The following is a 20,627-nucleotide window of genomic DNA, read 5'->3' as shown; positions in this document are numbered from 1 at the left end:
CTATGTAGATAATAACCTGACTGACTTACAGCGTTATTGACATAAATGACATCATTGCTTAGCTAATTTTATATGACACAAAATAACTCTTCTTCTACTATTCATACTGCAACTGTCTATTTGGGTACTGGTGGCTATAGCGATACCGATATGTTGGGTACGTTATACCCATTGGGTACTAAGAAAACAGACTTTTTGGCTGAATACGCAAAACACTATGGCGCGGTTGAAATTAACAGTAGCTTCTACGCCCCTTTGGGTCAAAAGGCTTATGAAGGCATGCTTCGAAAATCAGATGCCAAAATTAAATTTGCCATTAAGCTGCATCAAGACTTCAGTCATACTTTAAAGGCAACACCTGAGCACGCAATAGCCTTTATAGATGCTATAAAGCCGCTTATTGAAGCCGACTGCTTAGCGCCGTTACTTATTCAGTTTCCGCATGGCTTTGACAGAACCATAGAGCATCGTTTGTATCTAGCAAAACTTGCGGACTGGTTCACAGACTTTAACTTAGCAATAGAGTTTCGTCATGCCAGTTGGCATATTCTGCAAGTAGAGCATAGCTTCCAGAAGCAGGGGCTTATTTGGTGTAGTGTCGACTATCCCAAAGTCAATGGATTACCGCCGTCACGATTGTTATTTACCCAAACGTCTCAGTGTAGAGCAGTGCAACAAGGTGCTAAACGTACTGGCTATTTGCGAATGCACGGTAATAATTTGAACTGGTGGGATTCAATGTCGGCAAGTGATCGCCATGATTACCGCTATTCCATAGAGGAGATGCAGGCGTGGGCGCAAGCGATTGCCAATCAGCGTCAACACTTTGATGAGCTGTATGTCTTTTTTCAAAATAGTGTCAATGCCCATGCGTATTACAACATCGCGATGCTAAAAGAGGCTTTAATGGCGCTCAACATCAAGGTTTTATAAATTAAGAGCCTAAAAAAATCGCTGACAACGCAGCGATTTTTTATGTCAATAATAGATATACTAATATCAGATCAAACAAAATCAAATCAATACTTCTCTGCTTATTTAAGTGAGTAAGGACTAAACTATTTATTTTCCACCACGAATCTCAGCAAGTGCCATAGCTATAAACTTTCTTAAATTCTTAAAACTGGTGTCCGCCTCTTCCATATATTCTTCAAGATGATCAATCTCTTTATGCATATCATCTTGTTGACGACGTTTAAGTTCACCCATGAGAGAAGTTAACGTCTCCTCTGTCTCCTTAATGAGCTTATCAATATCTTCGTTAGACTTTAACGAAACATTTTCAGATATATCATCTAATATATGAATCTGATCAACCGTACTTTTATCCATTCCTGAAGTCATTGCTCTTCTTCACTTTAAGTTTAAATCATAGGTTAGAGATTTAGATTAAATTGAACCAACTGAATATGAAACTCCGACACAAAGAAGAGGAATAACGAAGAATACCCCAAGTATATAAACTAAAGCATAAACTTTCTTTTCTGAAGCAAGATTTGCTAACCAGTTAGCTAATTTCAAAGGTATGTCACGCAAAAATGGTATGCCGTATATGACCACTACGCCTATCACATTATAGGTTAAGTGAATTAATGCAATGGTCACAGCGGCTTGCATATTGCCCTCAACCGCAAATGAAGCAATGAGTGCCGTAATACAGGTGCCAATATTTGCGCCCAAAGTGAAAGGATAAATTTGTTTTAAACTAAAGGTACCAGAACCCGCAAGTGGTACCATTAATGATGTTGTAGTCGATGATGACTGAACAAGTATAGTAATGATAGTGCCTGTAGCGATGCCACTGATTGGACCACGACCTACTGTGGTATGCATGATATCTTTTGCCTTTCCGACCATAAGTTGCTTTAACAATTTACCAATATAAGTAATAGACACAAATATTAGGGTTATACCTAAAAGGGCTAACGCTATACCTGCTAAAGGTTGGTCGAGCATACCCGTCAAGTGTTTAAATAAATCCACAACCGGGGTGGTAGCGGCTTTAATAAAGTTAAATGATCCGACTGAAACAGCATCCCCTTCTGTAGCTGCTGAACCCACGATAAATGTTGATAAATAGGTACCTATTTTTTCTAAAAAACCAAACATAATCTCAAGCGGTAAGAATATAACGACAGATAGTAAATTAAAATAGTCATGTATGGTCGCGGCGGCAAAAGCCCTTTTGAATTCTTCCTTATTGGTAATGTGCCCCATTGAGACAATAGTATTGGTAATTGATGTACCAACGTTAGCCCCCATCACCATTGGAACCGCCAGCTCAACGGGCAAGCCGCCCGCAACTAATCCAACGATGATAGATGTAACGGTTGAAGATGATTGAATCAAAGCGGTGGCAACAATACCGATGATCAGGCCCATAAATGGATTCGTAGCAAAGGCAAATAACTCTTTTGCCTCACCAGCAGTTGCGCCTTTAAATCCTGAACCAATCATCCCTACGGCGCAAATCAACGTATATACTAAGACAGCCACTAGCAACCATCGTGATGCCATGTTGCCACTCTGTTTAGGTATCGGGCTTATAGTTTCAGACATAAAATTCCCTAATCAATAATTGTCATTGAATTACTATGCCTAGTCTGAAACTATGTAATATACATAACTGCTTTTTATAGAGTAAAAAACAATCATATATTAGGGCAATTACACTTAAGTGAAACTAATAATAATAATTAAACAAAACTGAAATGTAGATAAAAATAACTAACAATAGTCAATAATTCGATAGTATATTTGGAATTGCTTAAACTGAAGATATACGTATATGTTCGCTTATAAATAGTTGATTACATACGAATCAAAATCAACGGTATAAATATAATAATCTTAATAAAAAAAAGGATACTCTAAGGCATCCTTTATTTAGGTTAAATTAAGCTATTTAAGATTTTTAATACTTTTAATTATAAAAGCAATATCAAAACCTATTGAAAATTACTCTTCAACACCTGCATCTTGACCTTTATATTTAGCGTTGGCATAGTCCCAATTTACTAATTTATCTAGGAACGTATCAACGTAATCTGGACGACGGTTACGATAGTCGATGTAGTAAGCATGTTCCCATACATCACAAGTTAAGACCGCAACTTTATCATGAGCTAATGGCGTATCGGCATTGGCAGTTTTCATGATTGATAACTTGCCGCCTACTGAATCTGCTACTAACCATGCCCAACCTGAACCAAATTGTGACGTTGCTGCATTTTTGAATTCTTCACGGAACTTGTCATATGATCCAAAATCTTCTTCGATTTTAGATTTAAGATCACCAGTAGGCTCACCACCACCATTATCAGGCGTCATACAATTCCAATAAAAAGTATGGTTCCAAACCTGAGCGGCTTGGTTAAACATACCTTGTTTGCTATCATCCTTCGCGGTAGTTTGAATGATTTCATCAAGTTCTTTGTCTTCAAGACCAGAACCAGGTAGAAGTTCATTTAACTTATTCACATAAGCTGCGTGATGTTTATCATGATGAAACTCTAAAGTTTCAGCACTGATATACGGCTCAAGAGCATCTTTTGCATAAGGTAGTTCTGGTAAAGTAATTTGTGACATATTATTTTATCCTTGGCTGAATAATTGTTGTTATTTTGGTCACTTATTCTCAAATTATAATTAGATAGATATAAGTCACTATAACAACATTTAAAGTGGCTGGTTTATTGTTAAAAATTAAATACAGTCAGCTTATAAATCCAGTAAATAGATTAGGCTACTGAGACAAATTTAAAATCTACTGATAAAAGTAGAGTCAAATAAACTTGTCACTTCATAATATACAATGAGTAGAATTTATCAACCCATATCCTATAAGAAAGTGATGAATAGTAATCATACACCACTTGGAAGTCTTGAAAACCACTATAGCAATAATGACGTTAAAACTCAGTTACTGAATGTTATAGAGCGTAAATTTGAGTAGTATTTATCTGATAAAATTATCAATGATTAACTCGCATAAATTATAAAGGATAATAGTAATGAGCGTCATTAAAATTGGCATGAGCGACCCTACAATAGTAGCGACTTCTCAAATAGCGCAATTAACTTCTGCGAAATGTTACGTATTGGCCAGCAATAATAAGGGTAAATTAGCCGAATTTCAGCGTCTATTTGCGCAAGCCGATTTAGACATAGTCATTGTACCTCAAGGTCAGCTAAATATTAGTGATGCGGTAGAAGACGGTCTAAGCTTTGTTGAAAATGCAATCATTAAAGCACGTCATGCTAGCCAAATGAGTGGTTTGCCCGCTATTGCCGATGACTCAGGATTATGTGTCCCTGTTTTGGGCAATGCGCCAGGCATTTATTCTGCACGCTATGCAGGTGAACATGGTAACGATGCCAAAAATAATGCCAAGCTTATAGAATCGTTAGCACCATTTCGTAAAGAACAACCTACTATCCATTCTAGTAACCAGTCTAACAGCCGGTCTAACAGCCAGTCTAATAGACAATCTAAAAGCCTGCCTATTAAAGGCTACTTCGTCTGTGTATTGGCGATGGTCCGACACGCTGATGATCCGTTGCCTATTATTGCTCAAGGTGTTTGGCATGGCGAGATACTAGCCTCACCGCTAGGCGACAATGGCTTTGGCTATGACCCATTATTTTGGCTACCTGACTTACAACAAACAGCGGCGCAGCTTGACCCTACGCTCAAAAACCAAATCAGTCATCGGGGTTTAGCGATGCAAAACTTGTTACAACAGCTATAAGCAGCTTCATGCAATACTGAATAATTTTTACTTTATTTTTACTTTGATTGGCTTATAGACTATACTGTTCTACTTTTATTATTTTATAGCAGTGTTGTTTATACCTTAAAATCTAGCGGATACAAATATCTAGTGCGGGTAACAGATGCAAATATAAAGACCTAATAAAGCTTAAATTGGGTGCTCTTTTATACCTAAATTTCCTCTACTGGCTTGATATATATGGGTATTAAATATATCAAACAGTATAATATAGGTTGTGGGTTAGTCATCACGTTTAGTTTATAGGCTTTATGGTTGTAGGCATTACAACCAATATATCAGTTTTAGCATTATATTCATGGCACTTCTCATAGATAGGATATCTAGTTAAATGAACTGATATCATTTGAGTATTGCTTATCTTTAAAATCAAACGATTAACATATAGGGTTTATAACCATGGCAAAAGATCTACAAATTACCACCAACAAGGTAAACGAAAACCAAACTCAGTTGACAGTTAAAGTACCTGTCGAACAAATTCAGAACAAAGTGGAAGGCCGTATTCGTAATGTGGCAAAAACTGCCAAGATTGATGGTTTCCGTAAAGGTAAAGTGCCTGTTTCACACATCCGTTCTCAGTATGGTGCTGGTATTCAACAAGAAGTTATCAATGACGTCATCCGTGACACAGTATTTGAAGCAATTAAAGCTGAAGATGTACGTGCAGTTGGCATGCCAAATATTGATGACGTTAAACTTGAAGACGAGTTTTTGGTATATCAAGCCACAGTTGAAATCTTCCCAGAGATCAAAGTTGCTGGCATTAGCGACATCGAAGTAGAGCGTCATACCGCTACTATTACTGACGAAGACGTTGATACTATGATTGATAACCTTCGCAAACAGCGTCAAGAATTCGCTGCAAAAGAAGGCGAAGCTGACGAGGGCGATCAAGTAACTTTCGACTTTGAAGGTTCTATCGACGGTGAAAAATTTGAAGGCGGCGCGGCTGAAGACTTCAAACTGGTGTTGGGCAGCGGTCAAATGATTCCAGGTTTCGAAGATGGTATCAAAGGTATGAAAGCTGGCGATGAAAAGACTATCAAGGTTACTTTCCCTGAAGACTATCAAGCTGAAAACTTAGCTGGTAAAGAAGCTGAGTTCAAAATCAACGTTAAGACGGTTGAAGAGTCTAAACTTCCAGAAATCGATGAAGAATTTCTTGAGTTATTTGGTGTTAAAGAAGGCGGCGTTGAGCAGCTAAAACAAGACGTGCGTAAAAATATGACTCGTGAAGTTAAAAATGCTGCACGCAATCAAGTTAAGCAAGCGGCGTTTGATGCCCTTCTTGATAAAAACGAATTTGACGTACCAAGCGCAATGGTCGATCAAGAAGTTGACCGTCAGCGTAACCTAATGATGCAACGTTTTGCTCAGCAGTTTGGTGGTAATGCCAATGCCATTGATAAAGATATGTTGCCTCGTGAATTATTTGAAGAGCAAGCCATTCGCGCCGCTCGTCTAGGGGTTCTAGTATCACGTGTCATTGAAGAGAATGAGCTAACAGTTGATCAAGACCGTGTAGAAACTTTCATCAAAGAAACCGCTGAAAACTATGAAGACCCAGCTGAAGTTATCGAATACTACACCAACGATGCTCAGCAACGTGCTAACATCGAATCTGTTGTACTTGAAGACCAAGTAGTAGACTTCTTACTTGAGCAAGGTAAGGTCACTGATAAAGAAGTAGGTTATCAAGAGCTTCTAGCGGCTCAGCAACAAGGCGTGATGTAATTTATCGCAAGTTTTGCTTAGCCAAACAAACCCTAAGTCATACTGAATCAATAAGTTATACTGAAACAACAAATTATACTCAATTAAATAGTATAAATTAATAGACATCACAAAAATTGATTTGGTTTGCTAAGATTTATTTTGTTGGTTAATATTCTTACAATGCCCTAACAATAAATATTGTTGGGGCATTTTTGTCTAAGCATCTAAAACTGTGTATTAATTGGCAATCATCAAGTAAGATAGCAATAATAATATATAGCTAATGCTTGATTTATTGCTCATTACCCCAAAATATAAAGAGACAACATAGGTCTGTGCTGTCAGCATATCGATATAAAACTATGCTGCACCCCTATTTCGCCTAATACAACTATTATCTACAACTTGTAAAATTGACCAATAAACAGGGAATATTTATGACTCACCAAAACACCCAACAAGATTTTGAACGTATCACAAACAACCCTCATTTTGAAAAATTAGTGGCTGCTCACGATGCGGTACTAAGAGACATGCGTGATGCTACAGTAAGCGTTGCTCAAGCTGCACTTGTGCCTATGGTAGTAGAACAATCAGCCCGCGGTGAACGCTCTTTTGACATCTATTCACGTCTATTACGTGAACGTGTTATTTTCTTGACCGGTCAGGTCGAGGACAATATGGCCAACTTAATCGTGGCACAAATGCTGTTCTTAGAAGCTGAAAACCCAGACAAAGACATTCATTTATATATCAACTCACCCGGTGGTTCAGTAAGTGCAGGTTTGGCCATGTTTGATACCATGAATTTCATCAAACCAGACGTGTCTACCATTTGTATGGGCGGCGCATATAGCATGGGGTCGTTCTTATTAGCAGCAGGCCAAAAAGGCAAGCGCTATGCCCTAGCCAACTCACGTGTAATGATTCACCAACCTTCTGGTGGCGCCCAAGGTCAAGCTTCTGATATCGAAATTAACGCTCGTGAGATCCTAAAAATCCGTGATCGTTTAAACCGTATCCTAGCAGAGCGTACAGGTCAGCCTTTAGAAAAAATCGAAAAAGACGTCGAGCGTGACTTCTGGTTAGATGCTCAAGAAGCTAAAGAATATGGCCTAGTTGACGAAGTATTAGAGCGTCGCCCTGAAGAAGACAAAAAATAAAAATCTTTGAACTCTTATTAACACACTTTAGATTAAGATAGCTCGAGGTTTTAAAAGTTAGGTAATAGATTTATGACTTTGCTTTTTAGTTTAAGCGATTTAAGGGTTTAGTGGTTTAAGAGTAAAAGCTTAAGAGTCGCAATACCTTTCATCTGATTTAAAACCTCAGCATAGCAAGCAATTTTAAGGAGCGCCAAGCATGGCAAAGGACAAAACACCACAGTGTTCATTTTGTGGTAAAAAGAAAAACGAAGTGGCTCAGCTAATTGCAGCAGATGATGCCAATATTTGTAACGAATGTGTGGCGCTATGCACTGATCTGATCGAAGAAGGTGACTTAGACATAGTTGATGGTGAAGAAGGTGAATTCAATACTTGGCTCACCAAAAAATTGCCTACACCAAAAGAGATTCGTGAGCATTTAGATGGCTATGTTATTGGTCAGGAAACGGCTAAAAAAGCGCTATCAGTGGCAGTTTATAACCATTATAAGCGTTTAAAAGTAGCGGCTAAATTGGCGGATGATAGAAAGCAAGCTAAGCTAGGCGCTGATGATGCTATGGTTGAGTTGTCAAAAAGTAATATCTTGCTAATAGGTCCGACGGGTTCTGGCAAAACTTTATTGGCTCAAACTTTAGCCCGTATGCTAGATGTTCCTTTTGCTATGGCAGATGCTACAACTTTAACCGAAGCAGGTTATGTAGGTGAAGACGTAGAAAATATAGTTCAAAAATTGCTACAAGCTGCTGATTATGATGTAGAGAAAGCAGAACAAGGCATTATCTATGTCGATGAAATTGATAAAATCAGTAAAAAGGGCGAGAATATGTCCATTACCCGTGATGTATCGGGTGAAGGTGTGCAGCAAGCCTTGCTAAAGCTTATCGAAGGTACTGTGGCGGCAATCCCACCACATGGTGGTCGTAAACATCCTAACCAAGAACTGATCCAAGTTGATACTAGCAACATCCTGATTATTGTCGGTGGTGCTTTTTCAGGCCTTGATAAAGTTATTCAGCAACGTACTGAAAAATCAGGCATTGGCTTTAATGCTGAAGTCAAATCAAAAGATGATGGCAAACAGTTGACCGAATTATTTAAACAAGTTGAGCCTGAAGACTTAATTAAGTTTGGTCTAATTCCAGAGCTTATCGGTCGTCTGCCAGTTATTGCTACGCTTGAAGAGCTAGATGAAAATGCTTTAATGCAGATTTTAACTGAGCCTAAGAACGCTATCATCAAGCAATATCAGTATTTATTTGAGATGGAAGATGCTGAGCTGAGCTTTACGCCAGAAGGTCTAAAAGCTATAGCCCATAAAGCGATGGAACGTAAAACAGGCGCTCGTGGCTTGCGCTCTATTGTCGAAAATGCTCTACTTGATACCATGTATGAATTACCATCGATGAAAGAGGCAAAGACTGTTGTGGTAGATGAATCAGTCATTAATGACGGTGTTACCCCTAAAATTGCTTAAGCAAAATAAGTTGCTTAAACATTAAACCCTACTTACTGGTTTATCGCTATTGTCATTAAATTTTAAAATGCCTATCAGTATTGATGGGCATTTTTTATTGCTTACACGGTCACTGTGTCCTATTATAAAAATGCTTTTACGCATTTATAGTTTTCAATTATTACTTTGCTAGCTTTTTAACTCCAATTTTAACACCACTCAAGGATGAGCCACCGAATGTCAATTTTATTCTCTTTAAATAATAAGTTAAATAAACAAGTTGCTCAGCAGCTTTCTTCTATTACCCCTTTTATGGCACCTCATATTGATGATCAATTGATAAAAAACTTTTATCAAAATCACGTAGCTGCTATTACTGGTGCAGGTTCCGGTATTGGCCGAGGTCTGGCGTTAAGTTTGGCTTCAGCCGGATGCCATCTGGCTTTATCCGATATCAATAGCGAGAATTTAGCCGAAACCCAAGCTCTATTATCAGACTATGATGTGCAAGTTACCACTACTCACTTAGATGTCTCTGATAAAGACGCCGTATATCAATGGGCCGAACAAGTAGCACAAAGTCATGGGCAGGTTAATTTCATTTTTAATAATGCAGGTGTAGCCTTGGCTTCAACTGTGGAGGGCGAAAGTATTGAGGAAATCGAATGGGTAATGAATATCAACTTTTGGGGCATGGTATATGGCACTAAGGCGTTTTTACCCCTTATTAAGCAAAGTGTAAAAGACAGTGGCGGCAAACAGCATGGTCACATTATTAATATTTCGAGCTTATTTGGCATCATCGCTCTTCCAGCGCAGTCCGCTTATAATGCTAGCAAGTTTGCTATTCGAGGCTTTAATGAAAGCCTTCGCCAAGAATTAAATATTGAACGTAGTGGCGTATCTATAACCTCTGTGCATCCAGGTGGCATTAAGACTAATATTGCCAATAATGCTCGTGCTAATGAAAGTGTCAGTTCTTTAGGTATAGCGACTGGTGCTAAAGGGCTTAAGAACTTTAATAAACTACTTAAATTTGATCCCACTACTGCCGCCCAAATTATTCTAATGGCAGCAGCAAACAACCAAGCCCGTTGCTTAATTGGTGACGATGCCAAAATCATTGATTTAATCCAGCGCCTCTTTCCTTCGAATTATGGACAAGTGATGCACAGAGGCTCGCGCCTTATCGCTAAAGCTAAGAAAAAAGCCATTACTAAAAAAGTGCCTTCTCAATACGCCAAATAGCCAAAACTATGTAATACATAGATAGCTACGCAAAAACAATAGTTAGCGTTTGCAATGAAGCTTACAATTTAACTTGGCTGATTTTCATCCTTAGCACATTTTTTACTTTCAACTCTCCTTATATAGGGCATGTCGATATTTCGAGGTGCTCTACTTTGATAGACACTGGTCATTTTATGCAAAATTCTGCTCCTACTTCTGAAATCAATACTATTAACACTGTGCCAAGCCTCATGCTAAAGGCCACTGCTATGCTTATTGGTATGTTTGCCTTTTTACAGGTTTATTCTATTCAATCCATTCTACCAATATTAATGCTGGACTTTAAAGCCAGTGAAGTACAAATAGGAATGGCTGTAGGTGCAACAGTGATGGCTGTGGCTTTAATGTCGCCTTTTTTAGGAATGCTCTCTGATGCTATAGGTCGTAAATCCATCATCGTTGGTGCCTTGGTGTTCTTAGCCATACCGACAGCTTTAATTGCTACTAGTAATAATATTGAAACCGTGACAATTTGGCGATTTTTACAAGGCATATCAGTGCCTGGTATTACTGTTGTCACTATTGCTTACTTAGGCGAAGAATTTAAAGGCAACGCTATCGCAGAGCTGATGGCATACTATGTCTCAGGATCAGTACTTGGAGGCTTCCTAGGACGTTTTATTTTAGGTCATTTGCATGAACTGGTTGGTTGGCGTATAGCCTATTATGTGATGGCAGCAATCACTTTAGCCGGCGCACTTTGGGTAGCTAAAACTTTACCTGCTTCGCAAAACTTCGTGGCAAGTCCTAAATTTCGAACTGCACTAGGCACCTTGTCTCGGCATTTAATCAACCGTTATGTGCTGTCCGCTACATTACTTGGATTTTGTGTTTTATTTTCATTGGTCGGCTGTTTTACATTTATTAATCTACATTTGGCACATGCGCCCTATACCCTAAGCACAGGTCAATTAGCCAATATCTTTGCCGTCTATCTTATTGGCGTTGTCATTACGCCTCTTTCTACAAAATTAATACAGAGATTTGGCTCAGCACGAACCATTGTTGTGGCAGTAATTATATCTATTGTAGGGGTCTTGATTACACTAAGTGCGCCACTTTGGTTAATTGTTATCGGCTTGGCTATAATGTCATCTGGGGTATTTATTACTCAATCTTCTACTATTGGTTACATCGCTAGCAATGTCAGTGAAGGTCGCTCTTTGGCTTCAGGCATATATTATATGGGCTATTATGCTGGAGGGACAGCAGGCGCTTGGGCTTGTGGCTTAGCTTATAGCTATGGCGATTGGACTGCTACGGTTATTTTACTGGTTGCTATGCAAGTATTGGCGTTAATAATTGCTGCCTTTGGCATGATAAAAACACCTATGCATCGGGCATAATTATCATGAATAAATATCCTGAAGGTATCTAAAATTTGCTCATAATTTAGGTTGACCATAACCCACTATCTTTGATAAATTAAAACTTAATAAAACGATAAAAATTGTATCGATTTAAGTTATATATTGAATAGGTCTTATATTATATGAATAGTATATAAATTTAGTCATGTATTGGTTAAGATAAGCTTACTGCGATACTCATAACTTGTCATTTTTAATCTGTTTTATTTGCCATTAGCACGGACCGCTAATGTAATGATCGATTTGGCATACTCCGATGCCAAGCCGTAATTTTCTTCAAGCTAAGGATAGCTTTATCATGAAATACTCCAACGATAGTTATAGTTCTACTAGCTCTACCTGTACCGAATCATTTGCAGATCTTTATAATACCTCTATTAACAATCCTAGTGAGTTTTGGCAAAAACAAGCCGAACGTATCTATTGGCATAAAAAACCACATAAGATACTCGATGACAGTAACCTACCTTTTACCAAATGGTTTGTAGGCGGAGAAACAAATCTCTGCTACAACTGTGTAGACCGCCATTTAGATACCCGTGCTGAACAAGATGCCTTTGTTTGGGTCTCAACTGAAATCAACCAAGATTTGATAGACAACCATCCTGGCGTGGTTGATGCTTTTAAAGCACTTGATAACGATGTCGAATACTATACTGATTATGCCAAGCGCCGCTTGACCTATAATCGATTATATAAAGAAGTAAATTATTTCGCTGATGTTTTAAAGCGCTTAGGGGTAGGCAAAGGTGATCGCGTAGTAATTTATATGCCAATGATTTTAGAGGCCGCTTATGCCATGTTGGCTTGTACCAGAATTGGTGCCATACATTCTGTGGTATTTGGAGGCTTTGCAGCGCATAATTTAGCGGTACGTATGAGCGATGCCAAAGCGAAACTGATCATCACTGTTGATGCTGGCTTACGCGGTGGCAAAGTCATTAATTACAAAAATTTGGTCAATCAAGGCGTTGAGCAATCGGCGGTGAAACCTGAGCATGTACTGGTCATTAATCGCGGTATTATGCCTTATCAGCCGACTGAAATCGACGTGGATTATGCTATTGAACGTCGTGTTAGCTGCAATGCGCGATCCGTTGTTGAACCCGAGTGGCTTGAATCCAATGACCCCTCCTACCTATTATATACTTCAGGCACAACGGGTACCCCAAAAGGGGTTCAGCGTGATACGGGTGGACATGCTGTGGCATTAACCACGGCTATGGACTATATTTACGACGCTAATCCTGGTGAAACCTTTTGGGCTATTTCTGATATTGGCTGGGCTGTCGGCCACTCCTTTACTATTTATGCCCCGCTACTTTCAGGCTTAACCAGCATTATGTACGAAGGCTTACCACATAATCCGAATCCTGGCATATGGTGGCGAATTGTTGAGGCCAATAAGGTCAATATCTTGTTCACCGCCCCAACCGGCGTACGTATGTTAAAAAAACAAGACGAAACTTGGCTTACTCGTTACGATACTAGTAGTGTCAAATCTTTTTTTCTAGCTGGAGAACCTTTAGATGAGCCAACCGCAGGATGGTTGTCTACTCATTTAGGCGTACCTATCTTAGATCACTACTGGCAGACAGAAACAGGTTGGCCTATATTAAGTCATGTCCCTAAGTTTAATTATAAGGAACATAAATCAGGGTCTCCTGGCTATCCCATGTTTGGATATGATGTCAAAGTGCTGAATGAAATAACTGGCGAACCTTGCCAGCCTGGCGAAAAAGGACTTCTTGCAATCTCTGCACCATTACCACCAGGGTGCTTGAGCACAGTCTGGGAAAATGATGAGCGCTTTAAAAAAAGCTATTACAATTTATTTGACGGTAGACAATACTCAAGCTCAGATTATGCGGTTACTGACGAAGACGGTTATTTTTATATCTTAGGTCGTACCGATGACGTGATAAATGTTGCTGGACATCGTCTTGGCACTCAAGAAATTGAAGCTGCTATTAGTGAGCATCCTGAAGTTGCAGAAGTCGGTGTGGTGGGTATCAAAGATGAGCTTAAAGGTGAGTTACCCATTGCATTTTGTATCTTACGCGACCCCTCCATTATCGAAGCTACTGAAAACCGCTTCCGCATTGAGCAACAAATTCTAGGCGTAGTGGCTAAATCATTGGGCGCTATTGCTCGTCCTGCTGCGGTCTATTTCCCTAAAGCTTTACCCAAGACCCGCTCTGGAAAAATTCTGCGCCGCGCTATTCGTGCCCTTGCTGAAGGTAGTGAACCCGGTGATATGTCCACTTTAGATGATCCTAGCGCTATTGATGCAGTAAAAATAGCGATTGAGCATTACTAATATAATAGCTATTGAACTTTAATTAACCTATTTAAGTTAGTGAGCTTTTTAAATAATCACAGCTCCACTAACGTAAGCCAAATTACCAAACTGTTTTTTAGTAAATATTTTAATAGGGCGTATCGCTATTTGGATTTTGAAGCTAATAATGAGATAGATTTTTGTCAAACACGAATAATTTCGAAGATAATATAGGCATATTAGCTAGAAATTAGACACAGTTTGGCGAAAATATAGCCATTTTTTTGACCATAACTTAGTTAATTTGCAAATAGGGACACGCCCTAGTATTTGAAATTTTAACTTGACCAATTATCTAAGAGATTGATATAGTCTTTTTATAATAATGATACGATTATTCTCATTATAGATTACATTATAGTCTTCCTGATAATTATATGCCACACTACTTTAGAGATAAGGATATCCGATGCATCATGTAAAACAGCTCATCAATGGCGAGTTTGTAGACTCAAAGACCGATCAATGGATTGATTTAACTGATCCCGCTACTCAAGAAGTCATTGCTAAAGTACCCCAAACCACCAATGATGAAATCAATGAAGCGGTGGCAGCGGCTAAAGAAGCCTTCAAAACTTGGCGCAAAACGCCCATTACCACCCGAACCCGTATTTTTTTGAGCTATCAAGCCCTTATTCGTGAACATATGGATGAGCTTGCAGAATTATTGACCTCTGAACAAGGTAAAACTATTGCCGATGCCCGTGGTGATGTTTTTCGTGGTTTAGAAGTGGTAGAACATGCCTCAAGTATCGCCAACCTGCAAATGGGCGATTTTGTTGAGAATGTAGCAACTGGAGTAGATACTTATAGCATCTGGCAACCACTAGGGGTGTGTGCTGGTATTACACCGTTTAACTTCCCAGCAATGATTCCACTATGGATGTTCCCAATGGCCATCGCTACTGGTAACACCTTTATCCTAAAGCCTTCTGAACAAGACCCTATGGTAACTTTGCGTCTGGTCGAATTGGCACTTGAAGCAGGTGTACCTAAAGGTGTGCTAAACGTGGTACATGGTGGTAAACCTACGGTCGATGCTATCTGTGATCATCCGGACATTAAAGCAGTCTCTTTTGTAGGGTCTACCAATGTGGGTCACCATGTCTATGACCGTGCTACTAAATCTGGCAAACGTGTCCAGTGCATGATGGGTGCCAAAAACCATGCGGTTATCATGCCTGATGCCAACAAAGAACAGACTTTAAACCAACTTGCAGGAGCAGCATTCGGCGCAGCAGGTCAGCGCTGTATGGCATTAACGGTTGTGGTATTGGTCGGTGAAGCAGGTGAATGGATTGAAGATATCAAAGCCAAAGCTGAAAGCTTGGTAGTCTCTGCAGGTAAGCATAATAAAGACTTAGGCCCACTAATCAGCCCTCAAGCCAAAGAGCGCGTCGAGCGCTTGATTCAATCTGGGGTCGATGAAGGCGCAGATCTGATATTAGATGGCCGTGGTATTATTGTCGAAGGTTATGAAAATGGTAACTTTGTTGGTCCTACCATTTTTGATAATGTTCGTACTGACATGCAAATTTATAGCCAAGAAATCTTTGGGCCGGTACTTTGCGTAATGCGCGCCGATTCTCTTGAAGAAGCTATTGAAATTATTAACGCCAATCCAAATGGCAATGGTACCGCTATTTTCACCCAATCGGGTGCTGCAGCCCATAGATTCCAGCAGGACATTGATGTGGGTCAAGTAGGTATCAACTTACCTATCCCTGTACCTCTTCCTATGTTCTCATTTTCAGGCTCACGTGCTAGTAAGCTTGGCGACTTAGGTCCTTATGGCAAACAAGCAGTACAGTTCTATACCCAGACCAAGACCGTTACGGCGCGTTGGTTTGATGATGAAGCCAGCAAAGGTAAGGTTAATACCACGATATCTATGTAAGTTTGTTTAAGCATGCGCTAAAGTGAATTTTTTCAAGCTTGCATTATTTTTTCTGTAAGAGATCGGACTTTTTATTTTAAATTGCTTTTTATATTACCTTTTTTAATGGTATTTGTTATACAGGATGCATCATGGACTTTGCATTAACCGACGACCAATTGGCGTATCAACAAACTGCACGCCAATTTGCCCAGAAGGAACTGAAACCCAATTCCGCAGAATGGGATCGAAATAGCCACTTTCCTGTTGATATCATTAAAAAGACAGGTGAGTTAGGTTTCTTAGGTCTCTATACCAATGCTAATTATGACGGATTAGGTTTACCTCGCCTTGACTCTGCCATAGTTTTTGAAGAATTGGCTTGGGGTGATACAGCAGTTGCCGCCTATATTAGTATTCATAATATGGTCACTTGGATGATCGGCGAGTACGCCAAAGATGAAGTACGAGCGGATATAGTGCCGCGTCTAGTGAGTGGCGAGTTGCTGTCTAGCTATTGTTTAACTGAGCCTAGTGCCGGTTCAGATGCAGGTGCTTTAACTACCAAAGCTGTTAAGCAAGATGGTGAAGACTATTATATATTGAATGGTGAAAAAACTTTTATTTCTGGTGCGGGTTCAACCGATATCTTAGTAGTAATGGCTCGCAGCTGTGGATCTGGCCCTAAAGGTGTCTCTGCCTTTGTGGTTGATGCGCATAGTGAAGGCATCAGCTATGGCAAGAACGAACACAAAATGGGCTGGAAAGCACAACCGACCCGTACCATTCATTTCAAAGACACAAAAGTTCCTGCTAAAAATCTTTTGGGCAATGAGGGCGAGGGCTTCAAATTTGCCATGAAGGGACTTGATGGAGGACGCATCAACATCGGTATCTGCGCTGTAGGTACTGCTCAAACAGCCTTAGAAACTGCTTTGGCTTATGTTCAAGAGCGTCAACAATTTGGTACTGCCATTGCTGAACTACAGTCAGTTCAGTTTAAGCTAGCTGACATGCTGACTGAGACCATTGCTGCCCGTCAAATGATTTATCTGGCTGCTCATAAACTCGATAAAAAAGATCCCAACGCTACTGCCTATTGTGCCATGGCAAAGCGTATGGCTACTGACCTAAGTTTTAAAGTGGCTAACGAAGCCTTACAGCTACATGGTGGCTACGGTTATTTAAATGAATACCCGCTTGAGCGTTATGTTCGTGATTTACGCGTGCATCAAATACTTGAGGGCACCAATGAAATTATGCGCGTCATTGTGTCACGTAAGATGCTAACTGAAGATAGCTTAAACGGGCTACGTTAGCTATATTGATATTAACGAATCACTACCATTCAATGTAATTAACTATTGATAGCGTTATAAAAGGGATGTTATGACAACTTATACCAACTTAGATTTGAATATCGATGGCCATGTGGCAACCATTACTTTGAACAACCCCCCTGCTCACACTTGGACCGCTGCAAGCCTTGCGTCTTTAAAACAATTGGTCCATGATCTAAACAACAACGATTCTGTGTATGCCTTAGTCATCCATGGCGAAGGCGAAAAATTCTTTTCAGCAGGCGCTGACTTAAATACTTTTGCCGATGGTGATAAAGGCAATGCTATCTCAATGGCAATCGCTTTTGGTGAAGCTTTTGAAGCATTATCAAATTATCGCGGTGTAAGTATAGCTGCTATTAATGGCTATGCTATGGGTGGCGGTCTTGAGTGTGCACTAGCCTGTGACATTAGGATAGCTGAGTCTCATGCCATCATGGCATTGCCTGAAGCCAGTGTCGGACTATTGCCATGTGCTGGTGGCACCCAAAACCTACCTTGGTTAGTGGGCGAAGGTTGGGCAAAGCGAATGATTTTATGTGGTGAACGCGTCGATGCAGAAACGGCGCTTCGTATTGGACTTGTAGAAGAAGTGGTTGAAAAAGGCAAAGGTTTGTCGGTTGCTACTGAGCTTGCTCAGAAGGTCGCTAAGCAATCTCCAGTAGCAGTTACATTATCAAAAAAATTGGTGCAGTCTGCCCGCTACAATGCACCTGCTCATAACTTGATCATTGAGCGTGAAGCTTTTGTTAAATTATTTGATACCCAAGATCAAAGCGAAGGGGTGAATGCCTTCTTACAAAAACGCAAACCCACTTGGCAAAATAAATAAGTAGAGGCAAACGCTATGCAACATCAAGACCTTCAAGACCCAGTATTGTTCAATACCTATGCTACCAAGACTGGGCATTATGTCGCTGAGATGGTACTCAATTCTCCTAAGTCTTTAAACGCGCTTAGTGTCGAAATGTGTCAGCTTATGAGTGCCCAATTGACACAATGGCAAACAGATGATGCTGTTATCGCCATTGTGCTTCGAGGATCAGGGGATAAAGCATTTTGTGCTGGTGGCGACATTCGTAGATTGTATGACAGTATGCTAGATAATCCACCGATGCCCAATCCTTATGCCACCGATTTTTTTGGTAGTGAATACGCCTTGTATCGCCAGATGCATTTTTATGACAAACCTATTGTCTTGTGGGGCAATGGTATAGTTATGGGTGGCGGTATGGGCTTGATGGCCGCCTGTAGCCACCGTATTGTTACTGACAGTACTAAGTTTGCTATGCCAGAAATTAGCATTGGCTTGTTTCCTGATGCTACTGGTAGCTGGTTTTTACAACGTATGCCAGCAAAAACAGGACTGTTTTTAGGTTTAACAGGTGCGCTATGTAATGCCAATGACGCTAAGTTTACCAATCTAGCCGAGTACGCCGTAGGTAGTAACGACTATGAGCAGGTCATCGAAGCTCTGCAATCTGCACCTTGGCAATCCACTTCTCCTAAAAGTCCTTTATATAGTTCGGCACACCGATTGGCACACGAGTGTCTGTCTCATTTAGAGCAGCGCTTACAACCTGAGCTAAAACCGAGTAAATTGGCGCAGTATTGGCGCAGTATTCAAGTTTTGATGGTCAGTGGCGGTTTGCAAGAGATCGATGCCCTACTTCAAGACGATGAGAAATTAGCTCATATAGATGCCAAGTTTGCAGTTGACAGTTGGGCGCAACGTGCTATCGCAACTTACCGTCAAGGTTGCCCTGTCACTGCCTGTTTAACTTATGAGCAATATCATAAAGTGAAAGACTTTTCATTAGAACAGGTTCTATATTTTGAAGCCAATGTTGCGGTGCATTGTGCCAATAATCCTGACTTTAAAGAAGGGGTACGTGCTTTACTTATTGATAAAGACAAGTCTCCTAATTGGTCCCGTACTTTAGCGCAGTGTTTATCCCATGAGGGTCAGGCGTATATAGCCAGTCATTTTGATAATCCGTATGCCCCAGGCGAGCATATTTTTGAATCGTGGTTGGGAGAAGATTCTTTTGCAGCAAGAAGTTTAAAACACCAAGCTTTGAATGGATAGCTTCTATAATTTATATCTCAACTTATACCTTATTGATGCCAATATTAATGCCAGTATTAATGCGAGTATTAATAACTATCTATTGCCGATAGCAGACGTCAGCTTTGTATATACCTATTCGATAGACAGTAGTGATAAACGCTAACTTTAAATGGTAATAATAAAGTACCGTTCAATTAACAACCAATCTCTATGCTCATCAAGGAATGATGCTATGACAGAAAATACAAATAACGACCGCAGCACCCACATTGCTTTTATTGGTCTCGGTAATATGGGCGGCCCAATGGCAAAGAACTTACTACAACAGGGCTATACGGTAACCGTCTACGATTTGTCTGAAGCAGCACAGCAGCAGCTAGCCCAAGCAGGCGCTATTACTTCAACTTCTCCCCAAGAAGCAATAGAAGATGCTGAAGTCGTCATTACTATGTTACCCGCCAGCAAACATGTCAAGACAGTGTATCTCGGTGATGCTGAAGCAATTGAACTTACTAGTGATGGATTATTGTCCCATTTAGCTAAAGGCACTTTGGTTATTGATAGCTCAACTATCGATGCTTCAGTGGCTAAAGAAGTGTCCAGTATCGCCCTAGCTAAAGGTATCGACATGGTTGATGCGCCAGTATCAGGGGGTACAGCAGGTGCTGAAGCAGGTACTCTTACCTTTATTGTCGGCGGCGAAGACAGTGCCTTTAACCGTGCTCAGCCAATCTTGCAAGCCATGGGGAAAAATATTTTTCATGCCGGCAGTAATGGCGCTGGTCAAGTTGCTAAAATCTGTAATAATATGCTGCTAGGCATCTTAATGAGTGGCACCGCTGAAGCAATTAACCTTGGGGTAAAAAACGGTTTAGACCCCAAAGTGCTATCAGAAATCATGCTGCAAAGTTCTGGGCGTAACTGGACACTTGAGGTTTACAACCCCTACCCTGGTATTTTAGATAATGTGCCTTCCAGTAGGGACTATACGGGCGGTTTTATGAGTCAGCATATGCATAAAGATTTGCATTTGGCACTACAAGCCGCCAAAGACATTGGTGTACAAGTTCCTATGGGCTCTCAAGCCACAGCTTTATATGATGAGCACATTAAGCAAAATAGTGAAAAAGACTTTTCAAGCATTATGGGTCATTTTGACGACAGTGTTTTAACTCAGTGATGTCTTAGATGAATAGTACTTTGATTTA

The 20,627-nt window shown here is 40.1% G+C and carries 16 protein-coding genes; 13 read left to right on the top strand and 3 right to left on the bottom strand.

All coding sequences use genetic code 11. From position 1 onward, the window contains the following. The first annotated feature begins 72 nt into the window (after positions 1–72). Positions 73–933 (top strand): DUF72 domain-containing protein, encoded by an 861-nt coding sequence (locus tag QZ265_RS02655; protein ID WP_296403128.1) that lies wholly within the window; start codon positions 73–75, stop codon positions 931–933. Between the two features lie 129 nt (positions 934–1,062). On the opposite strand, the gene QZ265_RS02650 is transcribed toward QZ265_RS02655, so the two are convergent. The 3 genes from QZ265_RS02650 to QZ265_RS02640 form a co-directional block, all read right to left on the bottom strand. After that, positions 1,063–1,344 carry a hypothetical protein gene (locus QZ265_RS02650; RefSeq protein ID WP_296403126.1) on the bottom strand — a complete coding sequence of 94 codons (282 nt, stop codon included), beginning with the start codon at positions 1,342–1,344 and terminating at the stop codon, positions 1,063–1,065. Positions 1,345–1,389: 45 nt separating this feature from the next. After that, the gene (locus tag QZ265_RS02645) at positions 1,390–2,559 is read right to left on the bottom strand and encodes a Na/Pi symporter (protein ID WP_296403124.1); all 1,170 of its coding nucleotides are present in this window, start codon (positions 2,557–2,559) and stop codon (positions 1,390–1,392) included. 399 nt (positions 2,560–2,958) lie between these two features. Next, a complete protein-coding gene (locus QZ265_RS02640; protein ID WP_296403123.1) occupies positions 2,959–3,588 on the bottom strand; it encodes a superoxide dismutase in 630 nt (209 codons plus the stop codon). A 446-nt stretch (positions 3,589–4,034) separates the two neighbouring features. On the opposite strand from QZ265_RS02640, the gene QZ265_RS02635 reads away from it, so the two are divergent. The 12 genes from QZ265_RS02635 to mmsB all read left to right on the top strand — a co-directional run bounded on the left by QZ265_RS02635 (position 4,035) and on the right by mmsB (position 20,599). Further along, positions 4,035–4,751, top strand: a complete 717-nt coding sequence (locus tag QZ265_RS02635) for a non-canonical purine NTP pyrophosphatase (RefSeq protein ID WP_296403148.1) — start codon at positions 4,035–4,037, stop codon at positions 4,749–4,751. Between the two features lie 441 nt (positions 4,752–5,192). Then, positions 5,193–6,530, top strand: coding sequence for a trigger factor (gene tig / locus QZ265_RS02630; protein ID WP_296403121.1), 1,338 nt, complete (start codon positions 5,193–5,195; stop codon positions 6,528–6,530). Positions 6,531–7,045: 515 nt separating this feature from the next. Beyond that, entirely contained in the window at positions 7,046–7,675 is a 630-nt protein-coding gene (gene clpP, locus QZ265_RS02625) for an ATP-dependent Clp endopeptidase proteolytic subunit ClpP (RefSeq protein WP_296403146.1), read from the top strand. Between the two features lie 199 nt (positions 7,676–7,874). Further along, the gene (gene clpX, locus QZ265_RS02620) at positions 7,875–9,152 is read left to right on the top strand and encodes an ATP-dependent protease ATP-binding subunit ClpX (RefSeq protein WP_296403119.1); all 1,278 of its coding nucleotides are present in this window, start codon (positions 7,875–7,877) and stop codon (positions 9,150–9,152) included. A gap of 318 nt (positions 9,153–9,470) precedes the next feature. Continuing rightward, complete coding sequence (locus QZ265_RS02615) at positions 9,471–10,379, top strand: SDR family NAD(P)-dependent oxidoreductase (RefSeq protein WP_296403144.1); 909 nt, start codon at positions 9,471–9,473, stop codon at positions 10,377–10,379. Positions 10,380–10,612: 233 nt separating this feature from the next. Then, positions 10,613–11,767: an MFS transporter gene (locus QZ265_RS02610; RefSeq protein ID WP_296403142.1), complete on the top strand. Its 1,155-nt coding sequence runs from the start codon at positions 10,613–10,615 to the stop codon at positions 11,765–11,767. Positions 11,768–12,089: 322 nt separating this feature from the next. Further along, on the top strand, positions 12,090–14,111 hold the full coding sequence (locus QZ265_RS02605; RefSeq protein WP_296403117.1) for a propionate--CoA ligase: 2,022 nt from the start codon (positions 12,090–12,092) through the stop codon (positions 14,109–14,111). Positions 14,112–14,541: 430 nt separating this feature from the next. Further along, positions 14,542–16,029, top strand: a complete 1,488-nt coding sequence (locus QZ265_RS02600; RefSeq protein ID WP_296403115.1) for a CoA-acylating methylmalonate-semialdehyde dehydrogenase — start codon at positions 14,542–14,544, stop codon at positions 16,027–16,029. Between the two features lie 131 nt (positions 16,030–16,160). Next, a complete protein-coding gene (locus QZ265_RS02595; RefSeq protein WP_296403113.1) occupies positions 16,161–17,327 on the top strand; it encodes an acyl-CoA dehydrogenase family protein in 1,167 nt (388 codons plus the stop codon). A 70-nt stretch (positions 17,328–17,397) separates the two neighbouring features. After that, positions 17,398–18,180, top strand: a complete 783-nt coding sequence (locus QZ265_RS02590; RefSeq protein ID WP_296403112.1) for an enoyl-CoA hydratase — start codon at positions 17,398–17,400, stop codon at positions 18,178–18,180. Positions 18,181–18,195: 15 nt separating this feature from the next. Continuing rightward, positions 18,196–19,437, top strand: a complete 1,242-nt coding sequence (locus tag QZ265_RS02585) for an enoyl-CoA hydratase/isomerase family protein (protein WP_296403110.1) — start codon at positions 18,196–18,198, stop codon at positions 19,435–19,437. A gap of 214 nt (positions 19,438–19,651) precedes the next feature. Continuing rightward, complete coding sequence (gene mmsB, locus QZ265_RS02580; RefSeq protein ID WP_296403108.1) at positions 19,652–20,599, top strand: 3-hydroxyisobutyrate dehydrogenase; 948 nt, start codon at positions 19,652–19,654, stop codon at positions 20,597–20,599. Positions 20,600–20,627 lie beyond the last annotated feature (28 nt).

The sequence above is a fragment of the Psychrobacter sp. genome, assembly GCF_018260395.1.
Lineage (GTDB): Bacteria > Pseudomonadota > Gammaproteobacteria > Pseudomonadales > Moraxellaceae > Psychrobacter.
The sequence above is the reverse complement of the archived record's forward strand: the minus strand, read 5'-3'. Positions and strand labels throughout refer to the sequence as shown.

Coding starts and splice junctions, on each gene's coding strand:
- mmsB (WP_296403108.1), top strand. CDS start 19,652: ATGACAGAAAATACAAATAACGACCGCAGCACCCACATTGCTTTTATT.
- QZ265_RS02590 (WP_296403112.1), top strand. CDS start 17,398: ATGACAACTTATACCAACTTAGATTTGAATATCGATGGCCATGTGGCA.
- QZ265_RS02640 (WP_296403123.1), bottom strand. CDS start 3,588: ATGTCACAAATTACTTTACCAGAACTACCTTATGCAAAAGATGCTCTT.
- QZ265_RS02635 (WP_296403148.1), top strand. CDS start 4,035: ATGAGCGACCCTACAATAGTAGCGACTTCTCAAATAGCGCAATTAACT.
- QZ265_RS02645 (WP_296403124.1), bottom strand. CDS start 2,559: ATGTCTGAAACTATAAGCCCGATACCTAAACAGAGTGGCAACATGGCA.
- QZ265_RS02585 (WP_296403110.1), top strand. CDS start 18,196: ATGCAACATCAAGACCTTCAAGACCCAGTATTGTTCAATACCTATGCT.
- QZ265_RS02600 (WP_296403115.1), top strand. CDS start 14,542: ATGCATCATGTAAAACAGCTCATCAATGGCGAGTTTGTAGACTCAAAG.
- clpP (WP_296403146.1), top strand. CDS start 7,046: ATGCGTGATGCTACAGTAAGCGTTGCTCAAGCTGCACTTGTGCCTATG.
- QZ265_RS02605 (WP_296403117.1), top strand. CDS start 12,090: ATGAAATACTCCAACGATAGTTATAGTTCTACTAGCTCTACCTGTACC.
- QZ265_RS02610 (WP_296403142.1), top strand. CDS start 10,613: ATGCTAAAGGCCACTGCTATGCTTATTGGTATGTTTGCCTTTTTACAG.
- QZ265_RS02655 (WP_296403128.1), top strand. CDS start 73: ATGACACAAAATAACTCTTCTTCTACTATTCATACTGCAACTGTCTAT.
- QZ265_RS02595 (WP_296403113.1), top strand. CDS start 16,161: ATGGACTTTGCATTAACCGACGACCAATTGGCGTATCAACAAACTGCA.
- tig (WP_296403121.1), top strand. CDS start 5,193: ATGGCAAAAGATCTACAAATTACCACCAACAAGGTAAACGAAAACCAA.
- QZ265_RS02650 (WP_296403126.1), bottom strand. CDS start 1,344: ATGACTTCAGGAATGGATAAAAGTACGGTTGATCAGATTCATATATTA.
- clpX (WP_296403119.1), top strand. CDS start 7,875: ATGGCAAAGGACAAAACACCACAGTGTTCATTTTGTGGTAAAAAGAAA.